The organism is Anaerolineae bacterium (genome assembly GCA_013178165.1).
GTDB lineage: Bacteria > Chloroflexota > Anaerolineae > Aggregatilineales > Ch27 > Ch27.
On the sequence record JABLXG010000012.1, the window covers coordinates 41,496 to 48,624 of the forward strand.

The 7,129-nt window shown below is 64.9% G+C and carries 8 protein-coding genes; 2 read left to right on the forward strand and 6 right to left on the reverse strand.

Annotated features, from left to right (window positions below; translation table 11 throughout):
* Nucleotides 1-85: 85 nt before the first annotated feature.
* Entirely contained in the window at nucleotides 86-1,252 is a 1,167-nt protein-coding gene (locus HPY64_09920) for a DUF4038 domain-containing protein (GenBank protein NPV67448.1), read from the forward strand.
* Between the two features lie 91 nt (nucleotides 1,253-1,343).
* Nucleotides 1,344-2,855 (forward strand): xylulokinase, encoded by a 1,512-nt coding sequence (xylB, locus tag HPY64_09925; GenBank protein NPV67449.1) that lies wholly within the window; start codon nucleotides 1,344-1,346, stop codon nucleotides 2,853-2,855.
* Nucleotides 2,856-2,920: 65 nt separating this feature from the next.
* On the opposite strand, the gene HPY64_09930 is transcribed toward xylB, so the two are convergent.
* The 6 genes from HPY64_09930 to HPY64_09955 all read right to left on the reverse strand — a co-directional run.
* Nucleotides 2,921-3,352, reverse strand: a complete 432-nt coding sequence (locus HPY64_09930) for a Rieske 2Fe-2S domain-containing protein (protein ID NPV67450.1) — start codon at nucleotides 3,350-3,352, stop codon at nucleotides 2,921-2,923.
* Complete coding sequence (locus HPY64_09935) at nucleotides 3,349-4,635, reverse strand: hypothetical protein (protein ID NPV67451.1); 1,287 nt, start codon at nucleotides 4,633-4,635, stop codon at nucleotides 3,349-3,351. The genes HPY64_09930 and HPY64_09935 overlap by 4 nt, the downstream gene beginning before the upstream one ends.
* Before the next feature lie 97 nt (nucleotides 4,636-4,732).
* Complete coding sequence (locus HPY64_09940; protein ID NPV67452.1) at nucleotides 4,733-5,371, reverse strand: cytochrome c; 639 nt, start codon at nucleotides 5,369-5,371, stop codon at nucleotides 4,733-4,735.
* Nucleotides 5,368-6,201 (reverse strand): hypothetical protein, encoded by an 834-nt coding sequence (locus HPY64_09945; protein ID NPV67453.1) that lies wholly within the window; start codon nucleotides 6,199-6,201, stop codon nucleotides 5,368-5,370. Before HPY64_09945 ends, HPY64_09940 begins: the two co-directional genes overlap by 4 nt.
* 29 nt (nucleotides 6,202-6,230) lie before the next feature.
* The gene (locus HPY64_09950; protein NPV67454.1) at nucleotides 6,231-6,968 is read right to left on the reverse strand and encodes a 4Fe-4S dicluster domain-containing protein; all 738 of its coding nucleotides are present in this window, start codon (nucleotides 6,966-6,968) and stop codon (nucleotides 6,231-6,233) included.
* Between the two features lie 3 nt (nucleotides 6,969-6,971).
* On the reverse strand, nucleotides 6,972-7,129 hold a 158-nt coding region (locus tag HPY64_09955), incomplete at its 5' end, for a hypothetical protein (GenBank protein NPV67455.1).

The following is a 7,129-nucleotide window of genomic DNA, read 5'->3' on the forward strand; positions in this document are numbered from 1 at the left end:
TCACCGGGGCACGTCCGCAATTTGGCATTTCCGCTGCCATTGCACTACAACAGGGCCTGTGACCGAACTTGCCGGAGGCAGACGTATGCAACCGTTGAAAGACTATGCGCATATCCGTGGCGTATGCCACAATCCCCGTCCCCAGCACGGGCAGGAACAGCTGGAACGAGAACTGGGGTATTGCCAGCGATTGCAGCTGAATTCCATCCGCTTCTGGATGAACATGGACACCTGGGAACAGCAGGGCGACAGCTACTTTGACGCGCTGGATCACTTTATGCGCATAGCGTGGCGCTACGGTTTGTCCAGTATGCCGATCCTGTGGAATGGCAACTTCATCCGCGAATGGAGCGACCCGGACGAAGCGTGGTATGCCCGCGCCGAAGTCTATGCCAGGGCGTTCATTGAGCGCTTCCGGGATGAACCTTTCATCCTGATGTGGGATGTCATCAACGAACCGTTCTGCAACGACTACATGCACCACGGCCCGGCGGAGGAATACCAGGCGCGCTTTGACAACATCCGCCGCTATGTTCGCCGGCTGTGTGAGATTGTGCGCCGATGCGATCCTGACGGCTGTATAACCGTTGGGCATGAGGCGGTGCCGCATTGCGTATCGACCAACGATCTGGTCGATGTCATCTCCTTCCACGATTACCTCCCCACCCGCCGCCAGATCGAGGGCGCTATCCTTGCTGCTAAAGCCATGGGCGCAGAATGGGGGAAGCCCATCCTGAACACCGAAACCGGTTGTGTGGGCCGCGCCAATCCCTATGAGGTGGAACTGGAACTGCTGCACAAGCACCACATTGGCTTCTACCTCTTCAACCTGATCAGCGAAGGTTTCTGGGGAGATATCCACGGGCTGGTGTACCCCGACGGCACTATCCGCGACCCATCGGTGATCGCTGCGCTGTTTGGCTTCTTCCGCAACCGCACGGAAAACCGCATTCTGGTCAACGCCAACAAAGAAGGGCATGCCTATCGCGCCGTCAAGGCGGTGGAAGAGGCGCTGCGGGTCGAGCAGACCACGCTGTTCATGCAGAAGCCCAAGACCACCGACGACATTCTTGAGGCGGCGGAATACTGCGTGAACCTGCTTGAAGCCGCGGAGATGGTGCCTATGTGGGATGCGCCCAGCGCGAGGATCGCCATCTGGCGCGCCCAGCCTGAAGAGCAGCGCGATATCCACGCCATCCGCCGTTTTGCCTATGAGATGGCCCGGCTGGTGCGCGAGAACTGCCTGTTGTGAGGCCTGGTCGGAAGAGGGCTGATCTGGTATTCCGGCGGCGGCTGGGGTACAAAGAAAGCGAGCTTCCTGCCATACCCGGGGGATAGACCTGATGACCGATCAACCGCTGTTGTTGGGACTGGATATCTCTACCACCGGGGCCAAAGCCCTGCTGATCGATCCCGCCGGACGGGTGGTCAGCAGCGCCTCCACCCCGCTGACACTCTCCACGCCGCGCCCACTGTGGTCGGAACAGAATCCTGGGGACTGGTGGCGCGGCATGGTCAGCAGCATCCGCCAGGCGCTGGCCGGGGCCGGCGCGGACGGCCGCCGGGTCGCCGCCATCGGCCTGACCGGGCAGATGCATGGGCTGGTTATGCTTGACGCCGATGGGCATGTGCTACGCCCGGCCATCCTGTGGAACGATCAGCGCACCGGCCCGCAGTGCGACGAAATCCGGCGGCGGCTGGGCCGCCAGCGCCTGATCCAGATCACAGGCAACGACGCCCTGACCGGCTTCACCGCGCCCAAAATCCTGTGGGTGCAGCAAAACGAACCGGAAGTCTACGCTCGCTGCCGGCACATCCTGCTGCCCAAGGATTACATCCGCTACCGCCTGGCGGGCGAACCAGCCATGGACTGCGCCGACGGCTCCGGTACGATCCTCTTCGACCTCAAGACGCGCACCTGGTCGCCGGAGGTGCTCTCGGCACTGGGCATCCCCGCTGAATGGCTGCCGCCAACCTACGAAGGCCCGCAGATCACCAGCCGCGTCTCTGTGGAGGCGGCGGCGGAAACCGGCCTGCTGGCCGGGACACCGATCGTTGGCGGTGGCGGCGACCAGTCCGCCCAGGCGGTCGGCGTCGGCGCAGTAGAACCGGGCATTGTGGCCGTGACGCTGGGTACGTCGGGCGTCGTCTTCGCCGCAACGGAAGCCCCGCTGGTGGAGCCGGAGGGCCGCCTGCACGCTTTCTGCCACGCCGTACCGGGGCGCTGGCACTTCATGGGTGTGATGCTCAGCGCGGCGGGCAGCCTGCAATGGCACCGCGACACCCTGGCCCCTGGCACGGCCTTCGATACGCTGGTGAGCGAAGCCGAGGGCATCCCTGCCGGCAGCGAAGGGCTGTTCTTCCTGCCCTACCTGACCGGCGAGCGCACCCCTTACCCCGACCCGCTGGCGCGTGGGGCGTGGATCGGGCTGACCGTCCGTCACACCCGCGCCCATCTGACCCGCGCCGTGCTGGAAGGTGTGGCCTTTGGCTTCAAGGACATGTTCGCGCTGATACAGGGGGCCGGGCTGGGGGAAATCCGCCAGGTGCGCATCTCCGGCGGCGGGGCCAGGAGCCGCCTGTGGCGGCAGATCATGGCCGACGTGCTGAATGCCGAGCTGGTGACAGTAAATACGACGGAGGGCGCGGCCTTCGGCGCGGCGCTGCTGGCTGGCGTCGGCGCGGGCCTGTACCCGAATGTTGACACGGCCTGCCGGGCGACCATCCAGATCACCGGGCGGGCCGCCCCCGGCGCGGACGCCGCCCTCTATCCGCCCTACTACGAACGCTACCGCGCCCTGTACCCGGCCCTGGCCGGGGAGTTCAAGGCCATCGCCGCGGTCGTCGGCGCCTGAACTGTGCCATGCCTGCTGAGGCCGGTTCCCGTGGGAGCCGGCCTTCTGTTTTCCGGGTCATCTGCTCAGGCGATGAAGCGTTCGCCAGGATCGACGATCGTGCCGCGCCGGATGACCAGCCGCCCGGTCTCGTCCAGATCGACTTCAAAATGCGGCAGGTCCGCGCGGGCCGGGCCGGAAAGCCGCTGCCCGTCCGGGGTGAAGCGGCTGCCATGGCAGGGGCAGACCAGCGCCTCCCCCTCGTGGGCGATCAGACAACCCAGGTGCGGGCAAACCGCATCGAAGGCGTAGAAGCCCAGCCGGTCACGCCCCAGCCAGGCCCGTGCCTCCCAGATCAGCACCAAGTCGCCTGGCTGGTACCCGTCAGGCCGCCCGGCAACCGGCGCCGTCCGCCGTTCTGCCGGGCGGTTCGCGAGCGGTTGAGCTTCCGGCTGTGGCGTCCGGGCGACGCGCTGGATATCCCGGGCGCTGCGTTTGAAGAAGTCGCGGCGATTCATTCCAGCGGTTGCTCCCGGTCGTAGGCATGGCAGGCATGGCAATAGTGGCTTTCCTGCTGATCCGGCTGCTGCTGGCAACCCGAACCCATCACCAGCGGCATCTCATACCGCTCCCCGCTGGCCTTGCCGGTCACGATCCAGGTGTCCCCTTCCTTCTGGACATGCCAGAAGGTCTCCCCTCGCCCGGTGTCGATCACCGTCGCGCCGAGCACCAGGTCAACGTTGGGGTTGAGGCTGGCCCGGATGTAGCCCAGGTCTTCCTCGCTGCTGATCACGGTCTCCAGTGGCGGGGAATCGAGCGTACCGTGGCATGTCCGGCACTGGATGTACTGGGCGGCGGTGCGGTTGTTGTAGAGCACGGCGTCGCCCATGATCTCCCGCCCGGTATGGCAATCGATGCAGTCCAGTTCCCACTCGCACAGCGTGAACTGGCCGATCGGCTGGTAGTACTCGTGCAGCCGCCGCGCCCGCTCGGAAAGACCCGCCGGGGCGGGCAGATCGTCGCGTTCCAGGTACGTCATGGTGCGCAGATCAAAGTTACCCCGGTTGTGGCAGTGGTTGCACTGCGTATAGGGAATGGCCAGGGTGAACTCGTGGCGGGCAGGGTGGCCCGGCTGGTCAGCAGGGATGGTCGGGTCCCCGCCGCGATACAGACCGTCATCATTGTAAAGCACGTGGCAGGCGGAGCAGCCCGTGCTGCGATAGAAATAGTCGGCCTGGATCGCTTCCGCGTGCAGGTGGCAGGTCAGGCAATCGGCGGCAAAGCGCTGCAGCGGCAGCGGATCCGCCGCTGTGGTCCTGAACGGCTCCAGGTGATCGATACCGACTACAGCGTAGTGCGCCGTATCGTCTGGCTGCAGGCCAAAGGCCCGCCGCACATAGCCGATCGCCCCGGCGTAGGTGGCCTGGATGCTGCGCGGCACGGTCACAATCTGGCGGGCGTGGCACTTGCCACAGAATTGTTCGGCGTGCTCCAGCGCGCCGGGGTTGACTACCATCCCGGTGTGAGCCTGGTCAGCGCCTGTCGCCAGGGCTACACCGCCATGACAGGACACACAGCCAAAGGCTTCCGTTGGGTGGGAGGCGCTCATGGCCTCAATGCCCCGGTGACAGGTCAGGCAACGCTCCGGCTGGCCAGTGTTGGTCGGCACGATCTCGATGATGTCCCGCGGCAACAGCACGCGCACCTGCGATAGCGACGCCAGCAGGGCCAGCAACAGCAGCAGCGCCAGCAATCGGGGCAGGCGTCGCCGGAATCGAGGCGCAGAGGGTGCGCTTTCCATATCCTTTCCTCACACAACACCAGCAACGAAAGGGCGCAGCAGCGCCGCCGCGCCCTTTCCCTGATGATACGGTCTTTCCGCCGGGGCAGCCAGGCGATCAGCAGCCGCTGGCCAGGTTGGCGCCTTCCTTCAGCCAGGTGTACAGGCGGCGCATCAGGTCGATTCCCAGCGTTTCCAGGTCGTGCTCCGGCACATCGCCAGTCGTGGAACGCATCGCCTCCAGGAAGGCGTCAGCGCTGGAGGAGTAACCGGCCAGGGCTGGCGCTGCGCCACCCTGAGCAAACGCACCATGACAGCTATCGCAGCCGCTGCTGGTATAGACCTGGATGCCCAGCAGTTTCCCTTCTTCCAGAGCAACCGTCTGGGACGCCGCTTCCAGGCCCTGCAGCCACACATAGATGTCGCGTACGTCAGATTCGCTCAACTCAGCCTCGGAGAAGGCAGGTTTGGGCGGGCGCGTCTGGCGTACCGCCGCCGTGAAGGCCGCCTGGCTGATCGTCGTCCCCGCCAGCGATGGCCCGATTCCACCGCCCGCATTCCCACCATGGCAGTTAGCGCATTGCCAGTGGACAAACAGGGCGGCCCCATGTGCAGCGTCGCCCGCCGGGTTGAGCGTCGGCTCCGGCGCGGGCGTCGGCACAAGCTCGGTCGGGCGTGGTGTGGGCGCCGCCTCAGCACACCCGGCCAGCAGGATGACCAGCCCGGCCAGGATCACCAGCAGGCGCAGGCGGCTCATCGATCGCCTCCTGTTGGGACTGGCTCCGGCGCGGCGGAGCTTTCCTCGCCGGCGGCTTCCGCGGCAGCAAGCTGGCGCTGGTAGTGATCCTCCCAGGCAGCCTGTTCGGCCATCTTGCGCTCGTACCACTTGCGATGATGCAGGTAAGCGTAGAGACCGTTGACCTTGCCGCTGAACATACTGAAGAACGCCTGGCGCTCCTCCGGCATGATCGCACCCATATAGACATGAATGATCACCCCGGCGAAGACCCCGCCCACCGCGATGAAGTGGATCGGCATCGACCACTGGATCAGCCATTGCAGGCTGGTCGGGATCAACTCGCTGTAGGTCATGATCAGGCCGGTCACGCCGATGAAGAACGTGCCGATCAGCACCAGGTAGCTGTACAGCTTCTGCCCACCGTTGTAGGCGTCCTGTGGCGGCAGTGGTCTGTCTTTCATCAGCCCGAACATCTGCAGCGGGCGGATCATCAGCCAGCGCCAGTCATCCTTGTCCATCCACATGCGGGTGGCGGCGAAGGGGATGAAGTACTTGCGGAAGCCGAACAGCACGTTGAAGACCAGTACAAACAGCCAGATTTGCCCCCAGATGGCATGCCATTTGATCAGCGGAGCCAGCCCGCCGAACATACTGCGTACCAGGTCGTTCCAGGCCTGCGGAACGAACGGATACGCCTTGCCCAGCAGGATGGCAAACCCGGTCGGCAGGAGCAGTAACCAGCTAAAGGCGTTGAACCAGTGAGTCAGGATGTTAGCCGTATGGTGCTTGACCAGGGTTTGCTGGCGCAGGGCTTCACGTTCTTCAAGCGTCAGTTTTTCGTGGCTCATAGGATTATCCCCATCTCAAGATCGCGCCATCACGCGTCTTCGTACTCGTTTTCGCCCTTCAGGAGCTGGACGATGAACGCTGCCGCCTGCCCGGCAAACGTGGCCGCGATGGCCAGCTTGACCACCGGCAGCCCGATAGTGTGCCAGAACGTCTCCGCAGGCACCGGATCGCGTGGTGCAGGATTGACCTGGACAGCGCTGGCGTCCGGCGGAGTCAGGTAGAGCGTCATTGGCTGGGTGTTGACCTCATCCGTGATCGGGCGGTAAACGGCCCGCCCGGCGATGGCTTTGCTGACGGTGCTCTCCGGATCGTTGAGGTCGCCGAACATCCGCGCCCCGCCGATGCAGGTCGCCACGCAGGCCGGCTGCTCGCCCGCCGCCAGCCGGTGGAAGCAGGCCGAGCATTTGTCCGCCTTGCCCGTCTCGACATTGCGGAAGCGGGCCTGGTAGGGGCAGGCATTGACGCACAGCCCGCAGCCGATGCAGGCTTCCTCATCGATCAAGACAAGACCGTCTTCTTCCCGCTTGAAGGTCGCCCCGGTCGGGCAGGCATCCACGCACCAGGGATCGGCGCAGTGGTGGCACTGGGCGGGAACATAGGTCTGCATCAGGTTGGGGAAGGTGCCGCGCGGGCCATCACTGTGCACCCAGATGCGCGTCTGGCCGGGCGGCGTATTCCATTCGGCGCGGCAGGCCACCAGGCAGGCCCGGCAATCGATGCAGCGGGCCGGGTCGATCACAAAGGCATAGCGCTTCTTCTCTGCCATGGCTTAGGCCCTTTCTACCGTGACAAACGTCTGCGTGAGCGCCTGGCTGCCGCTGACCGGGTCAGTGTAGGTCACGTGCAGATCGCTGGAGCTGACGCCCCGGTCATAGGCAACCTTCAGGCCGCGGCTACGGTGGCCAAAGCCCGGCGCCAGGTACACGC